The 20,214-nt window shown below is 72.6% G+C and carries 16 protein-coding genes; 11 read left to right on the top strand and 5 right to left on the bottom strand.

Features of this window, described 5'->3' with window-relative positions; translation table 11 throughout:
- Nucleotides 1-157: 157 nt before the first annotated feature.
- Nucleotides 158-931 carry a phosphotransferase gene (locus tag ACYQ8Q_RS19645; protein WP_460066576.1) on the top strand — a complete coding sequence of 258 codons (774 nt, stop codon included), beginning with the start codon at nucleotides 158-160 and terminating at the stop codon, nucleotides 929-931.
- 350 nt (nucleotides 932-1,281) lie between these two features.
- Here the strand turns inward: ACYQ8Q_RS19645 and ACYQ8Q_RS19640 are convergent, their stop codons facing one another.
- Both ACYQ8Q_RS19640 and ACYQ8Q_RS19635 read right to left on the bottom strand, forming a co-directional pair.
- The gene (locus ACYQ8Q_RS19640; RefSeq protein WP_460066574.1) at nucleotides 1,282-3,834 is read right to left on the bottom strand and encodes an FtsX-like permease family protein; all 2,553 of its coding nucleotides are present in this window, start codon (nucleotides 3,832-3,834) and stop codon (nucleotides 1,282-1,284) included.
- Nucleotides 3,828-4,625, bottom strand: a complete 798-nt coding sequence (locus ACYQ8Q_RS19635) for an ABC transporter ATP-binding protein (RefSeq protein WP_460066572.1) — start codon at nucleotides 4,623-4,625, stop codon at nucleotides 3,828-3,830. The genes ACYQ8Q_RS19640 and ACYQ8Q_RS19635 overlap by 7 nt, the downstream gene beginning before the upstream one ends.
- A 165-nt stretch (nucleotides 4,626-4,790) precedes the next feature.
- On the opposite strand from ACYQ8Q_RS19635, the gene ACYQ8Q_RS19630 reads away from it, so the two are divergent.
- Nucleotides 4,791-6,209, top strand: coding sequence for a sensor histidine kinase (locus ACYQ8Q_RS19630; RefSeq protein WP_460066571.1), 1,419 nt, complete (start codon nucleotides 4,791-4,793; stop codon nucleotides 6,207-6,209).
- Nucleotides 6,167-6,802 carry a response regulator gene (locus tag ACYQ8Q_RS19625; RefSeq protein ID WP_460066570.1) on the top strand — a complete coding sequence of 212 codons (636 nt, stop codon included), beginning with the start codon at nucleotides 6,167-6,169 and terminating at the stop codon, nucleotides 6,800-6,802. The genes ACYQ8Q_RS19630 and ACYQ8Q_RS19625 overlap by 43 nt, the downstream gene beginning before the upstream one ends.
- Nucleotide 6,803: 1 nt before the next feature.
- On the opposite strand, the gene ACYQ8Q_RS19620 is transcribed toward ACYQ8Q_RS19625, so the two are convergent.
- Nucleotides 6,804-7,289, bottom strand: a complete 486-nt coding sequence (locus ACYQ8Q_RS19620; RefSeq protein WP_460066569.1) for a GNAT family N-acetyltransferase — start codon at nucleotides 7,287-7,289, stop codon at nucleotides 6,804-6,806.
- Between the two features lie 79 nt (nucleotides 7,290-7,368).
- Between ACYQ8Q_RS19620 and ACYQ8Q_RS19615 the strand changes: the two genes are divergently transcribed.
- A complete protein-coding gene (locus tag ACYQ8Q_RS19615) occupies nucleotides 7,369-8,172 on the top strand; it encodes an exodeoxyribonuclease III (protein ID WP_460066568.1) in 804 nt (267 codons plus the stop codon).
- On the opposite strand, the gene ACYQ8Q_RS19610 is transcribed toward ACYQ8Q_RS19615, so the two are convergent.
- Complete coding sequence (locus tag ACYQ8Q_RS19610) at nucleotides 8,169-8,834, bottom strand: MerR family transcriptional regulator (protein WP_460066567.1); 666 nt, start codon at nucleotides 8,832-8,834, stop codon at nucleotides 8,169-8,171. The genes ACYQ8Q_RS19615 and ACYQ8Q_RS19610 overlap by 4 nt on opposite strands.
- A 163-nt stretch (nucleotides 8,835-8,997) precedes the next feature.
- Between ACYQ8Q_RS19610 and ACYQ8Q_RS19605 the strand changes: the two genes are divergently transcribed.
- The 4 genes from ACYQ8Q_RS19605 to ACYQ8Q_RS19590 all read left to right on the top strand — a co-directional run bounded on the left by ACYQ8Q_RS19605 (nucleotide 8,998) and on the right by ACYQ8Q_RS19590 (nucleotide 12,636).
- Nucleotides 8,998-10,590: a flavin-containing monooxygenase gene (locus tag ACYQ8Q_RS19605; RefSeq protein ID WP_460066566.1), complete on the top strand. Its 1,593-nt coding sequence runs from the start codon at nucleotides 8,998-9,000 to the stop codon at nucleotides 10,588-10,590.
- Nucleotides 10,591-10,598: 8 nt separating this feature from the next.
- Nucleotides 10,599-11,480: an alpha/beta fold hydrolase gene (locus tag ACYQ8Q_RS19600; RefSeq protein WP_460066565.1), complete on the top strand. Its 882-nt coding sequence runs from the start codon at nucleotides 10,599-10,601 to the stop codon at nucleotides 11,478-11,480.
- The gene (locus ACYQ8Q_RS19595) at nucleotides 11,477-12,361 is read left to right on the top strand and encodes an SDR family oxidoreductase (protein ID WP_460066564.1); all 885 of its coding nucleotides are present in this window, start codon (nucleotides 11,477-11,479) and stop codon (nucleotides 12,359-12,361) included. Before ACYQ8Q_RS19600 ends, ACYQ8Q_RS19595 begins: the two co-directional genes overlap by 4 nt.
- A gap of 95 nt (nucleotides 12,362-12,456) precedes the next feature.
- Nucleotides 12,457-12,636 (top strand): hypothetical protein, encoded by a 180-nt coding sequence (locus tag ACYQ8Q_RS19590; RefSeq protein ID WP_460066563.1) that lies wholly within the window; start codon nucleotides 12,457-12,459, stop codon nucleotides 12,634-12,636.
- A 232-nt stretch (nucleotides 12,637-12,868) separates the two neighbouring features.
- Here the strand turns inward: ACYQ8Q_RS19590 and ACYQ8Q_RS19585 are convergent, their stop codons facing one another.
- Nucleotides 12,869-16,144 (bottom strand): S41 family peptidase, encoded by a 3,276-nt coding sequence (locus ACYQ8Q_RS19585; protein ID WP_460066561.1) that lies wholly within the window; start codon nucleotides 16,142-16,144, stop codon nucleotides 12,869-12,871.
- A 205-nt stretch (nucleotides 16,145-16,349) separates the two neighbouring features.
- Between ACYQ8Q_RS19585 and ACYQ8Q_RS19580 the strand changes: the two genes are divergently transcribed.
- From ACYQ8Q_RS19580 to ACYQ8Q_RS19570, 3 genes are all read left to right on the top strand, one after another.
- Nucleotides 16,350-16,949 (top strand): TetR/AcrR family transcriptional regulator, encoded by a 600-nt coding sequence (locus ACYQ8Q_RS19580; RefSeq protein WP_460066559.1) that lies wholly within the window; start codon nucleotides 16,350-16,352, stop codon nucleotides 16,947-16,949.
- Between the two features lie 125 nt (nucleotides 16,950-17,074).
- Entirely contained in the window at nucleotides 17,075-19,315 is a 2,241-nt protein-coding gene (locus ACYQ8Q_RS19575; protein ID WP_460066557.1) for an MMPL family transporter, read from the top strand.
- Nucleotides 19,316-19,621: 306 nt separating this feature from the next.
- Nucleotides 19,622-20,197: a lamin tail domain-containing protein gene (locus ACYQ8Q_RS19570; protein ID WP_460066556.1), complete on the top strand. Its 576-nt coding sequence runs from the start codon at nucleotides 19,622-19,624 to the stop codon at nucleotides 20,195-20,197.
- Nucleotides 20,198-20,214: the final 17 nt, after the last annotated feature.

Raw genomic sequence — 20,214 nt, 5'->3', positions numbered from 1 at the left:
GCCTACGACTCGCCGTGTCCGGTGCGGAACTCCCGACGCCGCACGCGCGGTTCGGCGTCCCGTTGCGACGACGCGACGACGCGAGGGCGCTGACAGCGGGTGCGGGAGGGCGGATCGGCTGAACTGACGCGCAGATGGCGGGAGTTATGATCACGAGGTGATCGAGGACGGCGCCAGCGACCAGGGCAGCGTGACCACGGTTCGGCGGGTCGGTGACACCATCAGGCGTCCGGTGAGGGAGTGGACGCCGGCGGTGCATGCGCTGTTGCGGCACCTGGAGACGGTGGGCTTCCGCGGAGCGCCGCGGGCGCTGGGCCTCGACGGCCAGGAGGAGGTGCTGTCCCTGCTCCATGGAGAACCCGCCTTCAAGCCCTGGCCTCCCTGTCTGCAATCCCCGCGTGGTCTGGAGGAACTCGGGCACTGGCTGAGGGACTACCACCGTGCCGTGGGTGAATTCCGGCCCGCGGACGGTGCTCGCTGGCAGCCGCACGAAGAGGAATGGAAGCCGGGCATGGTGATCCGGCACGGCGACCTCGGCCCGTGGAACTCCATCTGGGACGGCGACCGCCTGACCGGTTTCATCGACTGGGACTTCGCGGCACCCGGGCACGCCATCGACGACCTGGCGCAACTCGCCTGGTACGCGGTGCCGTTGCGGCCGACGGATCCTGAACGGGATCCGGGCATCACCGGCATGGCGGTGTCGCGTACCCGCCTCGAGGTCCTCTCCTCCGCCTACGGAGCGCAGCCGCACGCCGTGCTGGACGCCTTGGAGGGGCTTCAGGAACGCGAGGCCGGACGCATCCGACGCCTGGGCGCGCGCGGAATCGAACCGTGGGCCGACTTCCTGGCCCGGGGCGACGCGACGCAGATGCGCGAGGAAGCGCTCTGGCTCCGGGAGAACCGCGGCCGGCTGCTCGGCGGGGCATGAGACGGATCTGCTCCCTTTCGTTCATCGGCCGGAGCCTTCGATCGCCGCGGGGAGCGGCGGCGCGACCGCGGTGGCCAGAGGCTCGGACCACAGCCGACGGCTCCGCCAGGACATGAGCGCCGCCCGCCAGGCCGGCCAGGACAGCCGTGAAGACGAACGCACCCCGGTCACCGCTGTGCACTCGTCTTCTCGCTCTCCAGAACCGGACTCCCCGGAGAGCGCCCCGGATTCGCCATCGCGGACGAGCGGTACATCTCTCCGATCGTCTCCTTCATGGCCAACTCCATCCTGCACGCGCCACAGCCGGGGACCGGGGCCTCACACGCCAACCGCTGACCCTCGTGTCCGGTTCAGCTCCGTGACCGGCGCGAGAGCGCCGTCCCGATGCCCGGCAGATGACCGCCGGCCATGGCCGACACCGCCACCGGCACGACCGCCGCCCCCACCGCCAGCACCGCGCACGCCGCCGTCACCCCGCCGAGCGCCGACCAGGGCACGACGAGCGTCGCCGGGGCCGACACCAGACACAACGCGCCCCACATCCCCGCCAGATTGACGACCGTCACCAGCAGGCCCAGCACGGCACCCACCCCCACGACCGTCAGCGCCTCCGCCGCGGTCAGCCGCAGGATCTGCCCGCCGGTGGCTCCCGCCAGCCGCAGCACCGCCGTCTCCCGTCGCCGCTCCGCGGCCGCCATGACCAAGGTGTTGACGAGCGAGATGCCGGTGTACACCAGCGCGACGCCCAGGACGAGCAACACCCCCAACCGGGTCGTCCGGTTGGTCTCCGGACGGGCGGCCGCGACCCACTGGGCCCGGCTCAGCACCCGTACCCCGCCGACCGCCCGCAGCCCCGCCGCGACCGCCCGCAGCCCCGCCGCGACCGCCCGCGCATCGGCGCCCGCACGCACGCGTACGTCGACACGGTCCACCGCCGCTCCCCCCGCGTCGGCCGCGCTCACCCACACCCCGCTCTCCCCGGTCCCGGTGGCCAGCACGGCGGCGATCCGCAGCGACCGGGACGTTCCGTCACCGAGCCACACCCGCACCCGCTGCCCCACCCGGTGCTGCGCCCACTCCTCCGTCACCACGATCGAACCGGCGTCCAGATCCGCGAGCCGGCCCGCCGTCACCGGCAGCCGTACCGTCCTGCCGAGCAGCCCCGGATCGACCGCCCGCGCCTCGGACTTCACCAGTGCCACCCCGTCCTCGAGCGTGTACACGGCGGTCGTCGCGCTCGCCGACACCAGGGCGCCGGGAACCTGCCGCAGCCGCGCCACCGCGCCCGCCGTCAACGCCGTACCGCTCCCCGGTGTCACCACGAAGTCCGCGACCGTCCGCTGCCGCACCTCCGCGACCCGCGCCTCGGCCAGCGTCGCCGTCGCGCCCGGCAGGGAGCCCGCCAGCGCCACGGTGACCAGCACGGGCGCGGCCACGGCGGCGGTACGGCGGACCGCGGCGACCGCGTTCTCCCGCACCAGCAGCCCGATCACCCCCGGCAGCCGGGGCACCAGCGGGCGCACCAGCGCGGGCGACAGCAGCGCCACCGCCGTGATCACGAGGAGGGGGCGGCTGATGTACGTCTTGCGGTGCAGCAGATCGCCCGGGTCCGTCAGCAGGGCGTACGACAGGGTCGCGCACGCCGTGAGAAGCAGCGCTGCGCCGAACCACCGGCGCCCGCCCGTCAGCGGGCGCCCGTCGACCGAGACCTCGCGCAACGCCTGCGTGGGCGCGATCCGCCCGGCCCGCAGACTCGCGGCCAGTGCCCCGCACACGGCGACCGACAGGCCCGTCCAGAACGCGAGATGGTACGGCCAGCCGTGGCCGCCGATCGTGTACCAGGCCGGCGCGAGACCGCCGTCGACCACCAGCCGGGCCAGCCACGGAGCGCCGTACGCGCCCAGCACACAGCCGGTCGCCGAGGCGAGCACGCCCACCAGCAGCGCCTCCGCCAGCACCGACCGCCGGATCTGACCCGGTGTCGCGCCCGCGGTGCGCAGCAGCCCGAACTCGCGGCGGCGCCGGTCCACGGCGAACCCGAACGTGGAGGCCACCACGAACACCGAGACGAACGCCGTCACCCCGCCCGCCGTGCCGAACAGGGCGTTCAGCGCGGTCAGCGCCTCGGCGTCACGACCGGGATCCGCGTCCGCGAACCGGCGGTCGTCCCCCGTCAGCACGCGCGCCTCGTCGCCGACGGCCGCGCGGACCGCCGCCGCGTCCGCCACCACCACCAGCTGCTCCGACCGTGGTTCCAGACGCGCCGCCCGCGCGTCCGTGTAGAACACGGCGTTCTCGACGTCACGCGCACGCGCGCGTACGTCCGACCGTGCCTCCCCTTCCGTGCCGCCACGCGCGCGTAGCGCGACCTCACCCGCGCTTTCCGTTCCGCCACGCGCGCGTACCGTGCCGACGACCCGCACCGGCCCGTCGCCCGTCTCCAGCCGGTCGCCCACGGACGCCCAGTCCCCGGTGGTCACCACCTCGTCCGCCGCCCCTGGTGCGCGGCCCGCGGTGAGGTCGTACGGGGCGAACCGCGCCGTCGACCACGGGTGACCGACCAGACCGGCCGGACCGCCGGCCGCACGGACCGGGAAGGAACGGTCCTGCACGACCGGGCCGAGGGCGCGCAGCGCGGTGACCGTGGCGGCCGGCACCGCACGCGGCACCGCCAGCTCCGCCGTCCGCACCCCGATCGGGGTCGCCACCCGCAGGGTGTCCTGCCCCCGCACCACCACCGGCGCCGCGGCGAACCGTTCCGGCGTCCGTACCGGAGCGTCCCACGAGGCGGCCAGCGCCTGCCCCATCACGGCCAGCAGCCCCACCCCCAGGGCGAGGGCCACGAAACTGCCCACGAAGGCGGCCCAACGTGCCCGCAGGGTCCGTACCGCGACGCTCAGCACGGGGCGACCTCCGCGGTGACGGAACCGCGCGACGGGCCGTTCTGCGCCGCCCCCGGCCCGGGGCCCGCCTCCAGAGCGGCCATCCGCGCGGCGATGCGTTCCGCGCCCGCCCCGGCCAGTTCGCCGTGCACCCGGCCGTCGACCAGGAACACCACCCGGTCCGCGCGGGAGGCGGCCAGCGGATCGTGGGTGACCATGACGACCGTCTGCCCGTGGGCGTCGACCAGGCCGCGCAGCAGGACCAGCACCTCGCGACCGGTCGTGGAGTCGAGGGCGCCGGTCGGCTCGTCGCCGAACAGCACCTCGGGGCGGGTGATCAGGGCACGGGCGAGGGCGACCCGCTGCTGCTGGCCGCCGGAGAGCTCGGCGGGCCGGTGTCCGGCCCGTTCGGCGAGGCCGACCCGCCGCAGCGCCTCACGCACCTCCGCCTTGGCGGGGCGGCGGCCGGCCAGCCGCAGCGGGAGAGCGACGTTCTGCGCGGCGGTGAGGGCGGGCAGCAGGTTGTATGACTGGAAGACGAATCCGATGCGCTCCCGCCGCAGCAGGGTGCGCCGGCGCTCGCTCAGCCCGGTCAGCTCGGTGCCGCCGATCCGCACCGACCCCGACGTCGGCCGGTCCAGCCCGGCGGCACACTGCAGAAGCGTCGACTTCCCCGACCCCGACGGGCCCATGACGGCGGTGAAGGAACCGCGCGGGAGGGTGAGCGTGATGTCGTCGAGCGCGGTGACTCCGGCGTCGCCGGTGCCGTATCGCCTGCTCACGGAGGTCAGTTGGACAGCGGGTGTGGTCATGGGTCCACGAAACCGCGGGCAGGGGTGCGCAGTCGGTCGGCCAGAGCCGAGAGTTCGGGGTAGGGGCAGCCATACCCCCGGGACTCGGGCAGGAGGGATGGTCCGCCGCCCGGGCGCCCTTCTACCGTGATCCCTATGGACCCGGACCCCCGACACCCCAGGGACATGGGGCAGGCACTGACCCACCCGCGCTATCTGCTGTCGTCGTGGCCCTGGCGCGCCGCCGCCTATCTGCTGACCGGCGCGATCCTGGGCGCCGTCCTGCTGGCCGGGCTGGCGGTCTGGGTGACGGTCGGCGCAGTCCTCGCGATCGTGCTCGTGGGGTTGCCCCTGCTCGTGGCCACCGTCCTCGCCGGGCTGCCCGTGGCCGCGCTGGAACGGCGCAGGCTGGGCTGGGTGGCGAGGGCGCGCCCCGACGCCCCGCACAGCCCCCACCCCCACCCCCACGCCTTGGCCCTGACTCTGGCCCTGACCCCCCACATCGATCCCCCCGCCCCCGGCCTGCGCGCCTGGCTCACCACCCGTCTGCGGGAGGGGGCCACCTGGCGCGAGTTCGGCCACACCCTCCTCACCGCCTGCCTCCTCTGGCCGGCCGAGGCGCTCCTGCTGCTCGTCGCGCTCGTCTCCCCGCTGGCGATGATCGCGACCCCGGTGCTGCTCGCCACGGTCGGCGGCGGGCGTGAGGTGAAGGTGCTGAAGGTGTGGACGGTCACCGGTCAGCCCGCGGCGTTCGCCGCCGCCGCGCTCGGGGTGCTGCTGCTCGCGGCCGGCGCGTACGCCCTCGGTGCGGCCGCCGCGGCGCGGGCCGCGCTGACGCGCCGTCTGGTCGCCACCCCCGACAGCGGCACGCGCGCGAGGGTCGTCGAACTCACCCGCTCCCGTGCCCGTCTGGTCGACGCCTTCGAGGCGGAGCGGCGCCGGATCGAACGCGATCTGCACGACGGCGCCCAGCAGCGCCTCGTCGCCCTCACCATGAGCCTCGGTCTGGCCCGGCTCGACGCCCCGCCCGGCGGCCCGCTCGCCGGACAGCTCACGCGCGCGTGCGAGGAGGCGGGCGCGGTCCTCGCCGAGCTGCGCGAGCTGATCCACGGCATCCACCCCAAAGTGCTCACCGACTACGGCCTGGAGGCCGCCGTCGCCGACGCCGCCGACCGCTCCCCGGTCCCCGTGGACGTCGGGTTCGGGACGCCCCTGCCCCGGCTGCCGCAGGCGGTGGAGGCCGCCGCGTACTTCGTGGTCCGCGAGGCCCTCGCCAACGTCGCCCGGCACAGCGGGGCGGGGTGCGCCCGCGTCGTGGGGGAGTACGGCGACGGACGGCTCGTCCTGGAGGTGTCGGACGACGGCCGCGGCGGCGCGGACCCCGGCCGGGGCACCGGCCTCACCGGTCTCGCCGACCGGGTGTCAGTGCTCGATGGAAGACTGTCCGTGACCAGCCCGACGGGCGGACCGACCCTGCTGCGTGTGGAGATCCCTTGCGAGCCGACACCGAAGCCGACACCGGAGACCACACCGGAGATCACACCGGAGGACGGGCACTCCGCGTGGTCCTCGCCGAGGACGGAGTCCTCCTCCGCGACGGCCTGACGGCCCTGCTCACCCGCTTCGGCCACGAGGTCGTCGCGGCCGTCGGCGACGCCTCCGCCCTCCTCGCCGCCGTCGCCGACCACACCCCCGACGTGGTCGTCACCGATGTCCGTATGCCACCCGCGTTCCAGGACGAGGGGCTGCACGCGGCGGTCCGGCTGCGCGCCGAGCGCCCCGGCCTGCCCGTCCTCGTCCTCAGTCAGTACGTGCAGCGCGCCTACGCCGCCGAGCTCCTCGACTCCGGCGACGGCACCGGCATCGGCTATCTCCTCAAGGACCGGGTCGGCCAGGTCGAGGAGTTCGTGACCGCCCTGCACGAGGTGGCGGCCGGCGGCACGGTCGTCGATCCGGAAGTCGTACGGCAGCTGCTGCGCCGCCGCCGTGACCCGCTCACCCGGCTCACCCCGCGCGAGCGGGAGGTGCTCGCGCTGGTGGCCGAGGGCCGCTCCAACGGCGCGATAGCCAGGGCGCTGGTGGTCTCCGAGGCGGCCGTCGGCAAGCACATAGGCAGCATCCTCACCAAGCTGGACCTGCCCCCGGCGGACGACACCCACCGCCGGGTGCTCGCGGTGCTGGCCTACCTCAGGGGATGAGTCACCCGGAGGCGAGCGGCTTGGCGAAGCACCGGCTGGAGTCGTACTCCCGGTAGTAGCCGAACTTGGTGCACGGCGCGTACCCGCTGGAGGTGTACAGGGCGATAGCCTCGGGCTGCTCGGTGCCGGTCTCCAGAACCATCCGCACCCGGCCGGCGGCCCGCGCGTCCTCCTCCAGCGCGGTCAGCATCCGCCGCGCCAGCCCGCGCCCGCGCATCTCCCGGATCACGAACATCCGCTTCAGCTCGGCGTCCCCGTCCTCGTTGCCCTCGCCGTTGCTGTCCTGGCTGCGCCAGCCGCCGGTGGCCACGGGGCGGTCCACCTCGTCGTAGGCGATGAGGTAGACACCGCTCGGCGGCTCGAAGTGGGACGGCTCCAGGACCGTGGCGTCGCCGCCGTCGCCGTAGCGCTCGTGGTACTCCGCCTGGACCTCGTCGTTGAGCGAGACGGCGTCGGGGTGGTCGAAGGACACGCGGCGTATGTTCATGCTGATCACAGTACGTCTATGCACAATCGGGTGGAATCTGATTTCTGGGCCTCGTCCAGTGTGCCGGTATCGTGCCCGGGTGCTGACTGTGACCTCCGTCAATGTGAACGGTCTGCGTGCCGCCGCGAAGAAGGGCTTCGTGGAGTGGCTCGCGGACACCTCCGCCGATGTGCTGTGCCTCCAGGAGGTGCGCGCCGAGCCCGAGCAGCTGCCGGAGGCGGTCCGCGCGCCCGAGGGCTGGCATGTCACGCACGCCCCCGCCGCCGCCAAGGGCCGGGCCGGTGTCTCCCTCTACACGCGCCGCGAGCCGGACGCCGTCCGGATCGGTTTCGGCTCGTCCGAGTTCGACGGCAGCGGCCGGTACGTGGAGGCCGACCTGCCGGGTGTGACGATCGCCTCCCTCTACCTCCCCTCCGGCGAGGTCGGTACCGACCGCCAGGACGAGAAGGTCCGCTTCATGGACGCGTTCCTCGCCCACCTCAAGGACCTGCGCGAGCGCGCCGCCGCCGACGGCCGGGAGGTCCTGGTCTGCGGCGACTGGAACATCGCCCACCAACAGGCCGACCTGAAGAACTGGCGCTCCAACACCAGGAACTCGGGTTTCCTGCCGGAGGAGCGGGAGTGGCTCACCCGGGTCCTCACCCCGGCCGACGGCGGCTATGTCGACGTCGTACGCGCCTTGCACCCGGACCTGGAGGGGCCGTACACCTGGTGGTCGTACCGGGGCCGGGCCTTCGACAACGATTCGGGTTGGCGCATCGACCTCCATGTGTCGACGCCCGGTCTCGCGGACAAGGCCGTCAAGGGTCTCGTGGAGCGCGCCGCCACGCACGCCGAGCGCTGGTCGGACCACGCGCCGGTGACGGTGGTCTACGACCTCTAGACCTCCCCGGAAGCCCCCTCGGTCCCTTTCCGCAGCCGCCGGTCCAGCGCCAGGGACAGTTCCGCCTCGACCACGCTCCTCGCCAGTGGCCGCAGACGCGGGAGGTCGGACTCCGTGGCGTGGCGGAGGACCAGGGTCGTGAAGAGGTCGGCGAGGGCGTCGGCGTGGGCGCGGACGCGGGCGCCGACCGCGAGGACCTCGGCGAGCGGGATGCCCTCGCGGACCAGGGCGGAGGAGACGTCCAGGAGGCGGCGGCTGATGTGGACGATCTCGTCGCCGTCGGTGCCGAGGTAGCCGAGTTCGAGGGCGGCGGCGAGGTTCTCGGGGGTGACCTGGCCCTCGAAGCGGGCGGCGAGCTCCTCGGGGGTGAGGCGGATGGGCTCCTCCTCGGTGGGGCCGCCGACGCCGATCAGGTCGGCCACGTCCCGCCCGTGGTCGAGGGCGTCGGCCAGTTCCGCGATGCCGTTGAGGGTGTGGCCGCGCTCCAGGAGGGCGGCGATGGTGCGCAGCCGGGCCAGGTGATGGTCGTCGTACCAGGCGATACGGCCCTCGCGGCGCGGCGGCCCGAGCAGTTTGCGCTCACGGTAGAAGCGCAGGGTGCGCACTGTGATGCCGGCCCGGCAGGCCAGCTCCTCCGTCCGGTATTCGCGCTTGTCCGCCACGGCGGAAGCCTATGTCGAACCGCCGGTAACTTTCCTTTCCCCGGACCCTACCGCTGAGTACGGAGCTGCTCTACAGTCCGATTGCGCCAGTGTTCACTGGCGCGGTCGCGAGGAGTCGTGGCGCCGCGAGGAGTCGTGACGTCATACGGCAGGAGGAGTCGGCATGACCGAACACGTGCGGGTGGCGGTGATCGGGTCCGGGTTCGGCGGGCTGGGGGCCGCGGTGCGGCTGCGCCGCGAGGGGATCACCGACTTCGTCGTGCTGGAGCGCGCCGACAGCGTCGGCGGCACCTGGCGGGACAACAGTTACCCGGGGTGCGCCTGTGACGTGCCCTCCCACCTCTACTCCTTCTCCTTCGCGCCCAACCCCGACTGGCCGCGCACGTTCTCCGGGCAGGAGCACATCCGCGCCTACCTGGAGCACGTCACGGACACGTTCGGGCTGCGGCCGCATCTGCGGTTCGGCTGCGAGGTCCGGCGGATGACCTGGGACGCGCAGGAACTGCGCTGGGACATCGAGACGAGCGGCGGACGGTACGCCGCCGACGTCGTCGTCTCCGCGACCGGGCCGCTGTCCGACCCCAGGGTCCCCGATGTCCCCGGCCTCGACACCTTCCCCGGCAAGGTCTTCCACTCCGCCCGCTGGGACCACGGCCAGGACCTCACCGGCAAGCGGGTCGCGATGATCGGCACGGGCGCCTCCGCGATCCAGATCGTGCCGGCCCTCCAGCCGAGCGTCTCGCGGCTGACCCTGTTCCAGCGCACCCCGCCGTGGGTGATGCCCCGTGTCGACCGGGCCGTCAGCGGGGCCGAACGCGCCCTGCACCGGGCCCTGCCGTTCACCACGCAGCTGCGGCGCGGGCTGCTGTGGGGCATCCGTGAGCTCCAGGTCCAGGCGTTCACCAAGCACCCGAACGAACTCGGGTTCGTCGAGCGGCTCGCCAAGATCAACCTGGCCCGCTCCATCAAGGACCGGGACCTGCGCGCCAGGCTCACCCCCGACTACCGCATCGGCTGCAAGCGGATCCTGCTGTCGAGCACCTACTATCCGGCCCTCGCGCAGCCGAACGTCGACGTCGTCGCGAGCGGGCTGAGCGAGATCCGCGGCTCCACGCTGGTGGCGGCCGACGGCACCGAGGCCGAGGCCGATGTGATCGTCTTCGGTACGGGGTTCCATGTCACCGACATGCCGATCGCCGAGCGGGTGGTGGGCGCCGGCGGGCAGACCCTCGCGGAGAGCTGGAAGGACGGGATGGCCGCCCTGCGCGGCGCGTCCGCCGCGGGCTTCCCCAACTGGATGTCGATCATCGGTCCGAACACCGGCCTCGGGAACTCCTCGATGATCCTGATGATCGAGTCCCAGCTGAACTACATGGCCGACTATCTGCGGCAGCTGAACGTCCTCGGCGGGCGTGCCGCCCTGGACGCCCGGCCCGGCGCGGTCGACGCCTGGAACGCGCGCGTGCAGGAGCGTATGAAGAGGACCGTGTGGAACACCGGCGGCTGCACCAGCTGGTACCTCGACGCGAACGGCCGCAACACCACCGTCTGGCCGGGCACGACGAGCGAGTTCCGGCGCGCGACCCGGCGGGTGGATCTCGCCGAGTACGAGCTGCTGCGGGCGCCCGCCCCGGCGGGGCAGGAACCGGCGGGGCAGGAACCGACGGTGCAGGACCCGGTGGCGGAGGACCCGGTGGCGCAGGCCCCGGGCGCGTCGGACCCGGACGCCGCCGGGAAGAGCGAGGTCACCGCATGAGTACGAGCATGAGCGCGAACCCCGTCCGCGAACTCACCGCCGTCTCCGCCGACGGCACCCGGCTGCACGTCGAGGTGCACGGGCCGAAGGACGCGCCCCCGGTGGTCCTCGCCCACGGCTGGACCTGCTCCACCGCCTTCTGGTCGGCCCAGATCGACGACCTCGCCGCCGACCACCGGGTCATCGCCTACGACCAGCGCGGCCACGGACGCACCCCGCCGTCGCCGGTGTGCAGCACGGACGCGCTCGCCGACGACCTGGAGGCGGTGCTCGCCGCGACCCTCGCGCCCGGCGAGCGGGCGGTGATCGCCGGGCACTCGATGGGCGCCATGACCGTGCTGGCCGCCGCCTCGCGCCCCCGGGTGCGGGAGCACGCCGCCGCCGTCCTGCTGTGCAGCACCGGCGCCTCGCGGCTGGTCGCCGAGTCCACCGTCGTACCGCTGCGTCCGGGCCGGCTGCGGACCTGGCTGACCGGGCGGGTCCTCGGCTCGCGGGCGCCTCTCGGACCGGTCACACCGGTGGCGAAGGCGGTCCTCAAGTACGCCACGATGGGCGCCGCTTCGGCCCCGCACCTGGTGGAGACCTGCGCGCGGATCGTGCACGCCTGCCCGCGGAAGGTGCGGCACGCCTGGTCGCGGGTGCTGAGCGCGCTCGATCTGGACCACGCCGTAGGGGAACTGCGGGTGCCGACGGCCGTCGTGGTCGGCACCGCGGACCGGCTGACTCCGCCGGTGCACGCCCACCGGATCGCGGCGGCGCTGCCGCACTCCCTGGGGGTGACCGAGCTGCCCGGACTCGGCCATATGACGCCGGTCGAGGCGCCCGGGCTGGTCACCGGCAGGATCCGGGAACTCGTCGTCACGTACACGCAGTTGAAGGAGGGCGCATGAGCAGGGTCGGTCTCGGGGGACAGGTCGTCGTCGTCACCGGTGCGGCGCGGGGGGTCGGTGAGCTGCTCGCCCGCAAGCTCTCCGCGCGCGGGGCGAAACTCGCGCTGGTGGGGCTGGAGCCGGACGCGCTGAAGCAGGTCTCGGAGCGGCTGCACGGCGACAGCGGGCACTGGTACGCCGACGTCACCGACCACGAGGCGATGACCCGGGTCGCGGCGGAGGTGAAGGAACGCTTCGGCAAGGTGGACGTCGTGGTCGCCAACGCCGGTGTGGCGTCCGGCGGTCCGTTCGTCGACTCCGACCCGGAGGCCTGGCGCCGGGTCATCGAGGTCAACCTCATCGGCTCGGCGGTCACCGCCCGCGCCTTCCTCCCGGTGCTGATGGAGAGCCGCGGCTATCTGCTCCAGATCGCCTCCCTCGCCGCGATCACGCCCGCGCCGATGATGAGCGCGTACTGCGCGTCCAAGTCCGGGGTGGAGGCGTACGCGCACAGCCTGCGTGCCGAGGTCGGTCACCGGGGGGTGCGGGTCGGCGTGGGCTATCTGTCCTGGACCGACACCGACATGGTGCGCGGCGCCGATCAGGAGGAGGTCATGCGGGAGTTGCGGCAGCGGCTGCCGTGGCCGTCGAACAAGACGTACCCGCTCGGGCCGGCGGTGGACCGGATCGTCGCCGGCATAGAGCGGCGGTCGTCCCATGTGTACGGGCAGTGGTGGCTGCGCGGGATGCAGGGCGTACGCGGCTACCTCCCCGGGATCATCGGGACGGTCGGGCAGCGGGAGATGAAGCGGTTCGCGCCCAGGCTGCAGGGGATGCGGACGGGGCTGGTGGGAGCGGGCGGCGAGGCCGACGAGGCGGCCCGTGCTACGCACCGTAGTTGATCGAAATGCGGTGCGTGTCCGCCCGTGTGAATCTGGTCGAGGCCCCACCACGGGGCTTCGACCCTCCCCTCATCTCCCTACAGGAGTGAACCCACATGGGTATGAAGGACAAGATGCAGGACCAGTCCCAGCAGTGGCAGCAGCAGGCCAAGCAGAAGGCCCAGCAGGCCAAGGAGCAGGTCCAGCAGCGTGGCCGCCGCCGTGAGACGGACCCGGAGACGGAGCGGATGCGGCGCGAGGAAGAGGACCGGCTCGACCGGGACTACGACGCGTAGTCGCTGCGCTCGGCTTTGGCCGTGAACGTGGGGTGCCCTTCCTTTTCGGGGAGGGCACCCTGCGTTTTGGGGTGTTTGGGGTTCGTGGTCGGGTGCGGGTTGGTGGGGGCTGGTCGCGCAGTTCCCCGCGCCCCTTAAAGACAGACGGGGTCCGCGCTCCCTTCAACTGCCCGCGTCCCTCAAAGACAGGGTCCGTGTCCCCTTCAGTAGCGGTCTGCCTGTCCCTCGCAGCTCATGTGCGTGGTGGGAGTTTCGGGCGGGAGCGGTTCGGTGCGGTGCTGTAGTCGGGTGGGGATGCCGGGGGGTTGGTGTCGAGGAGGTCGACGGCGAGGCGGACCGCGTCGTCGAGCTGGGCGTAGCGGCCCTCCGCCCAGTCCAGGGGGGTGCGGAGGATCTCCAGGTCGGGGAGGACGCCGCGGTTCTCGATGCTCCAGCCGTAGGCGTCGAACCAGGCCGCGTTCATGGGGACGGTGATGACGGTGCCGTCGCCGAGCTGGTGGCGGCCGGTCATGCCGACGACCCCGCCCCAGGTGCGCTGCCCCACCACGGGCCCCAGCTTCAGCAGCTTGAACGCGGCGGTGATCATGTCGCCGTCCGAGGAGGTCGCCTCGTCGGCGAGGGCGACGACCGGGCCGCGGGGGGCGTTCGAGGCGTATGACACCGGCTGGGCGTTGCGGGTGAGGTCCCAGCCGAGGATCGTGCGGGTCAGCTTCTCCACGACCAGTTCGCTGATGTGGCCGCCCGCGTTGCCGCGCACGTCCACGATGAGCGCCGGCCGGGAGACCTCCATGCGCAGGTCGCGGTTGAACTGGGCCCAGCCGGAGCCGCCCATGTCGGGGATGTGGAGGTAGCCGCACCGGCCGCCGCTCAGCTCCCGCACCACCTCGCGCCGTTTGGCGACCCAGTCCTGGTAGCGCAGGGGGCGCTCGTCGACGAGGGGGACCACGGCCACGCGCCGTGCGCGCCCCGCGGTGCCCTCGGCAGGGGTGAACGTGAGTTCCACAGTCGTACCGCCCGCCCCCGCCAGCAGGGGATACGGGCCGTGCAGCGGGTCCACGGGGCGGCCGTCGACATGGGTGAGCACCGCGCCCTCGCGGATGCCGGTGCCCGCGAGCGGTGAGCGTGCCTTGGAGTCGGAGGAGTCGCCGGCCAGGATGCGCTTGACGGTCCAGCCGCCGTCGCGCCGGACGAGGTTGGCGCCCAGCAGGCCCTGCCGGCGCTGGTAGTGGGGCGGTCCCTCGTTGCGGCGGGCGGGGGTGACGTAGGCGTGCGAGGTGCCCAGTTCGCCGAGGACCTCGCGCAGCAGGTCGGCGAACTCGTCGGGGGAGGCGACCCGTTCGACGAGCGGGCGGTACTGGTCGAGCACCGCGTCCCAGTCGATGCCGCACATCCCCGGGTCCCAGAAGTAGGCGCGGATGAGCCGGCCCGCCTCCTCGTACGCCTGCCGCCATTCGGCGCCGGGGTCCACCTCGTGCATGATGCGGCGCAGGTCGATCCAGACGGTGCTGTCGAGGTCTCCGGACTCGCTCGACGGTACGGCCCGCAGATCGCCCTCGTCGACCACGACGAGCCGGGAGCCGTCGCCGCTGAGCGCGAACCAGTCGAGGTGGCCGACGAGTTCGGACTTCTTGGCCTTGCTGATGGTGAAGTACTCCAGGGTGGGCCGCCCGCTCATGTCGTCCGGGTTGGCGAAGGTCTCGCCGAGCGCGCCCGAGATGGGCCAGCGCAGCCAGACCAGTCCGCCGCCCGCGACCGGGTGCAGCGAGGAGTACTTGGAAGCGGGGACGGGGAACGGGGTGACCCGGCTCTCCAGGCCCTCGACCTCGACGGTCACGGTCCCGTCGCCGCCGCCCTCGTCCTCCTCCACCGGGTCGAGTCCCCCGGCGGCGGGCCGGCCCTCCGGGGTCAGCGCGAACGGGGACGGGGTCGCGGAGGACAGGGGCACGAGGTACGGGCGGCAGCCGAGCGGGAAGGAGAGGTCGCCGGTGTGGACGTCGTACACCGGGTCGAAGCCGCGCCAGGAGAGGAAGGCGAGGTAGCGGCCGTCCCGGGTGAACACGGGGTTCTCGTCCTCGAAGCGGCCGTTGGTCACGTCGACGATCAGCCGCTCGCCCTGCCCCACGCCCGGGATCCGGGCCATCTTGATCTGCCGCAGGGATCGGCCGATCCCGGGGTGCGACCAGGTCAGCCAGGTCCCGTCGGGGGAGAAGGCGAGGTCGCGGACGGGCCCGTTGACGGAGGTGATCAGCTCGGTGACCTCGCCTCCCCCGGACTCCGTCCGCGAGGCGCCCCCGGAATCCTCGGTCGCGTCGACGAGGAGCAGCCGTCCGTCGTGCGAGGCGATGGCGAGCCGCTCGCCGTCCGGGTCGGCGACCATCTCCAGGACCCGGCCCAGCTCGCCGGAGGCCAGCCGGCAGGGCTCGCGGTCGCCGCTGGCGCGCGGGAGGTAGGCGATCTCGACGGCGTCCTCGCCCTCGGCGTCGGTGACGTACGCGACCTGTCCGCCCGAGCCGAGCATCTCGGGGAGCCGTACCCGTACGCCGGGGGTGTCGGTGATCGTACGGGCGGGTCCGTCGCGGTGGGTGAGCCAGTACAGGCTGCCGCGGACGACGACGGCGCTCGCCCGGCCGGTCTCGTCGACCGAGAGGCCGTCCACGTGCTGGGCGGCCGGGATCTGGTAGCGGCGCCGGCCGGACCGCGGTCCGCCCGTCCGTACGTCGATCCGGCGCGGTGCGGAGCCGGTGGCCAGGTCGTCGACGAGCCACAGGTCGCCGGCGCACTGGTACACCACGCGTGTGCCGTCGGTGGCGGCGTGGCGGGCGTAGAAGGCGTCGTGGTCGGTGTGCCGGCGCAGGTCGGAGCCGTCGTGGGCGCAGGAGTAGAGGTTGCCGACGCCCTCGTGGTCGGAGAGGAAGGCGATCCGGCCGCCGGCGAAGAGGGGGGAGTGGAGGTGGCCGTCGAGGTCCTCCAGGAGGCGCTGTCCGTGCAGCCACAGGCGGCCCATGGCGCCGCCCCGGTAGCGCTTCCAGCCGGCGGGTTCGTGCGGGGGAGTGCCGGTGAGCAGCAGGGTCCTGCGTTCGTCGTCGAGGTCGGCGACCTGGATGTCGGAGACCGGGCCCCAGGGCAGTTTGCTGCCGGGGGAGCCGTCGGTGGGGACCTTGTAGGCCCAGGTGAAGTAGGAGAAGGGTTCGCCGTGGGAGGCGACGGCGAGGATGTCGCCCTCCGGGGTCCAGCCGCACACCTGGGTGTCGGGGCTGCCCCAGTAGGTCAGCCGGCGTCCCGGTCCGCCGTCCACCGGTACCAGGTGGATCTCGGGGACGAGACTTCGCCAGCTCGTGTACGCGATGTGGCGGCCGTCGGGGGAGAAGCGGGGGTGTCCGGCCTTCGTGCGGTCGACGGTGAGCCGCCAGGCACGGTCCGGACTGTCCAGCCGGGTCAGCCAGAGGTCGTCCTCGGCCACGAAGCACAGGAGGTCACCGCTGAGATGGGGCAGGCGCAGATAGCTCACCTCTTCATGCTTTTCCGGCGAAACGGGCCGGGCAACTTCTCGGCGTCTCCGGTCCGCCCTTATCTGCTCTTCACGGACGTGAGTCAGCACACGTACGAAACGGTTTCGTTTCGTTGACTCTCAGGGTATCTTCATGGATGTACGCGAGAGGCGTACGCGATGGACGTACGAGACCACTGGGTGACGGAGCCGGAAGGTGAGCGGGATGACCGAGACAGCAACCGCGCGTCGCAGTCGGATCACACCCGAGCGCGAGGCCGAGCTGTACGGCGCCGTGCTCGACCTGCTCCGTGAGGTCGGCTACGACGCCCTGACGATGGACGCCGTGGCCGCCCGCACCCGTTCCAGCAAGGCCACGCTCTACCGCCAGTGGGGCGGCAAGGCCGAGCTGGTGGTGAAGGCCATCAAGCACGACAAGCCGGGACCGGCCGACGAGGTCGACACCGGCTCGCTCCACGGCGACCTGCACACGCTGATGGAGCGTGAGGACGACTGCGCCATGGAGCGCAACTCCGCGCTGATGCGGGGGGTGGCCATGGCGATCCACAACGACGGGCATCTGCGCGAGGTGTTCCGCAGCCAGTTGGTCGAACCCGAGATGGCCGCGTTCCGGCGCGTCCTGCAACGGGCCGTCGACCGGGGCGAGATCCGTGCGGACTGCCCGGCGCTGGAGTTCCTGATCCCCATGATGGTCGGGGCCTTCGCCACCCGGGCGCTGATCGACGACCGACCGCCCACCCGGGCCTACCTCACCTCGTACATCGACGCCGTGGTCCTCCCCGCCCTCGGCGCACCCATCCGCTGACCCTTCCCCACAGCCCCACCTGACGTCACCGCTCACGTCGTCGGGCCGATCACCCCTGCCTCCCCCTCGCGGGTTGATCACCCCTGCCCTGAAATCCCACACGACCTGACCGGGAGTACGCCTCCGTGGCCACGTTTCTCTACCGACTCGGGCGGTTCTCGTTCCGGCGGCGGCACTTCGTCGCCCTGCTCTGGATCGCCCTGCTGACGCTCGCCGGCGTCGGTGCCGCCTCCGCGCCCGCCGCGGGGTCCTCCTCCTTCTCGATCCCCGGCGTCGAGGCCCAGAAGGCCTTCGACCTGCTGGAACAGCGCTTCCCCGGCTCCAGCGCCGACGGCGCCACCGCGCGGGTCGTCTTCAAGGCGCCCGACGGACAGAAGATGACCGACGCCGCCCAGAGGGCGACCGTCGAGAAGACCGTCAAGGAGCTGGGCGACGGCTCCGAGGTCGTCTCCGTCACCGACCCCTACACGACGAACGCCGTCAGCAAGGACGGCACGGTCGCGTACGCCTCCGTGAAGTACGAGGTCTCCTCCGTCGAGCTGGAGGACTCCTCCAAGGAGGCCCTGGAGACCGCCGTGGACGAGGCCAGGGACGCCGGGCTGACCGTCGAGATGGGCGGTGACGCCCTCCAGGCCGAACCCGATCAGGCCGCCACCGGTGAGATCATCGGCCTGGCCCTCGCCGCGGTCGTCCTCGTCGTCACCCTGGGCTCGCTCGTCGCCGCCGGACTGCCCCTGCTGACCGCGATCATCGGCGTCGGCATCGGCGTCTCCACCATCACCGCGCTCGCCAGCGCGCTGGACCTCGGCGACACCACCTCCACCCTCGCCCTGATGATCGGCCTCGCCGTCGGCATCGACTACGCGCTGTTCATCGTCTCCCGCTACCGCGCCGAACTCGCCGAGGGCCGCAGCCGCGAGGAGGCGGTCGGCCGCGCCACCGGCACCGCCGGCTCGGCCGTCGTCTTCGCCGGTCTCACCGTCGTCATCGCCCTCGCCGGCCTCTCCGTCGTCGGCGTCCCGATGCTGACCAAGATGGGGCTCGCGGCGGCCGGCACGGTCGTCGTCGCCGTCCTCATCGCCCTCACCATGATCCCGGCGCTGCTCGGCTACGCGGGCCGCAAGGTCAAGCCGGCCGGCGAGAAGGGCAAGCGGTTCGGCCGCCGTACCGCCGAGGACACGGCCGGGGCCGCGGCAGGTGCCGCGAAGCCCAACATGGGCGCCCGCTGGGCCAGCTTCGTCGTCCGCCGTCCCCTCGCCGTCCTGCTGCTCGGCGTGGTGGGCCTCGGCGCGATCGCCCTGCCCGCCACCCAGCTGGAACTGGGCCTGCCCGACGACGGCTCGCAGCCGACGTCCACCACCCAGCGCCGCGCCTACGACCTGCTCTCCGAAGGCTTCGGCCCCGGTTTCAACGGCCCGCTCATGGTCGTCGTGGACGCCAAGGGCAGCGCCGACCCCCAGGCCGCGGCCACCGCGGTGGGCGACGAGGTCAAGGGCCTCAAGGACGTCGTCACCGTCACCCCCGCCACCTTCAACAAGGCCGGCGACACCGCGATGATCACGGTGATCCCGGACTCCAAGCCGTCCTCGACCGACACCGAGGACCTGGTGCACGCCATCCGCGAGGCCGGCACCGGCGTGACCGCCGACACCGACGCCAAGGTGCTCGTCACCGGCACCACGGCCATGAACATCGACTTCTCGCAGAAACTCACGGACGCGCTGATCCCGTATCTCGCCCTGGTGGTGGGCCTGGCCTTCCTCCTGCTGATCGTGGTCTTCCGCTCGATCCTGGTCCCGCTGAAGGCCGCCCTCGGCTTCCTGCTCAGCGTGCTGGCCGCGCTCGGCGCCGTCGTCGCGGTGTTCCAGTGGGGCTGGCTGGCGGGCCTGATCGGCGTCGAGGAGACCGGCCCGATCATGTCGATGATGCCGATCTTCATGGTCGGCGTGGTCTTCGGCCTGGCCATGGACTACGAGGTGTTCCTCGTGACCCGGATGCGCGAGGCGTACGTCCACGGCGAGAGCCCCGGCCAGGCCGTGGTGACCGGGTTCAGGTACAGCGCCCGGGTGGTCGCCGCCGCCGCGGTCATCATGATGGCCGTGTTCGCCGGCTTCATCGGCTCCGGCGAGTCGATGATCAAGATGATCGGCTTCGGCCTCGCGGTCGCCGTCTTCTTCGACGCGTTCGTCGTCCGCATGGCGATCGTGCCCGCGGTGCTGGCCCTGCTCGGCAAGAAGGCCTGGTGGCTGCCGAAGTGGCTGGACCGCGCCCTGCCCAACGTGGACGTCGAGGGCGAGGGACTGCGCACCCCCGCCGACGTCAGGGACGCCGACCCCGACGAGGACAGGGAGCTCGTACGAGCGTGATCCGACCGCTCGTGTGAAGACCGCCGGTGAGGGTTCCGTGGGGACGGGGCGCCCTCACCGGCTTTTTGTTCGCCTCGTCCGTTGTGACCCACTTTCGGGTGACGGCGGATCAGCGCGACCGCCCGGAGGGTAGATCTGACAACGGCTCAGAGCGTTCAGTACATAGATGGACATAGAAGGTTACTGTCACTGAAATATGGATGATTCGTAACGTGAGGCGTCAATCGGATGCTTGCGGGACGTGTGATGGTCAAGTGTGGGTTCTGCGGCCGATGCGGTCGTAACTCGCACAAACTAGGAGACCTTGTGTCCGCTTCCGTTGTTTCCGCCCGCAGTCTGGCTGCCGCCACGCTCGCCGCCGCCGCCGTGGTCGGCGCCGTGGCGCTCCCGGCGTCCGCCGCCGGCTACCCCCGTGCCGAGCGGCCGAAGGTGGAGATCAGCGCCGTCCAGTACGACGCACCGGGTCGCGACGACCGCTCCAACCGCTCCCTCAACAAGGAGTGGGTCGAGCTCACCAACACCACCCGCCACGCGGTCAACCTGGACGGGTGGACGCTGTCGAACCGGGACGGCGACACCTACACCTTCGACAACTACCGCCTGGCCCCCCGCGCCACCGTCCGGGTTCACACCGGTGAGGGCCGCGACACCCGCACCGACCTCTTCCAGGACCGCCGCCGCGAGGTGCTGGACGACCGCAGCGACACGGTCACCCTGCGCAACGACCGCGACCGCTTCGTCGACGACGAGTCCTGGGGCGGCCGCCGCCACCACGGCTGGGGCCGCCACCACGGCGACGACCGCCGTGACCACCGCGGCGACTACCGCCACCACGGCGACGACCGCCGTGACCACCGCGGCGACCGTGGCGACCGCCACTGACACACCCTCATCCGCGG

This window comes from Streptomyces sp. YKOK-I1 (genome assembly GCF_054660435.1).
Note: the sequence above shows the minus strand (reverse complement) of the source record. Positions and strands in the feature narration are given on the sequence as shown.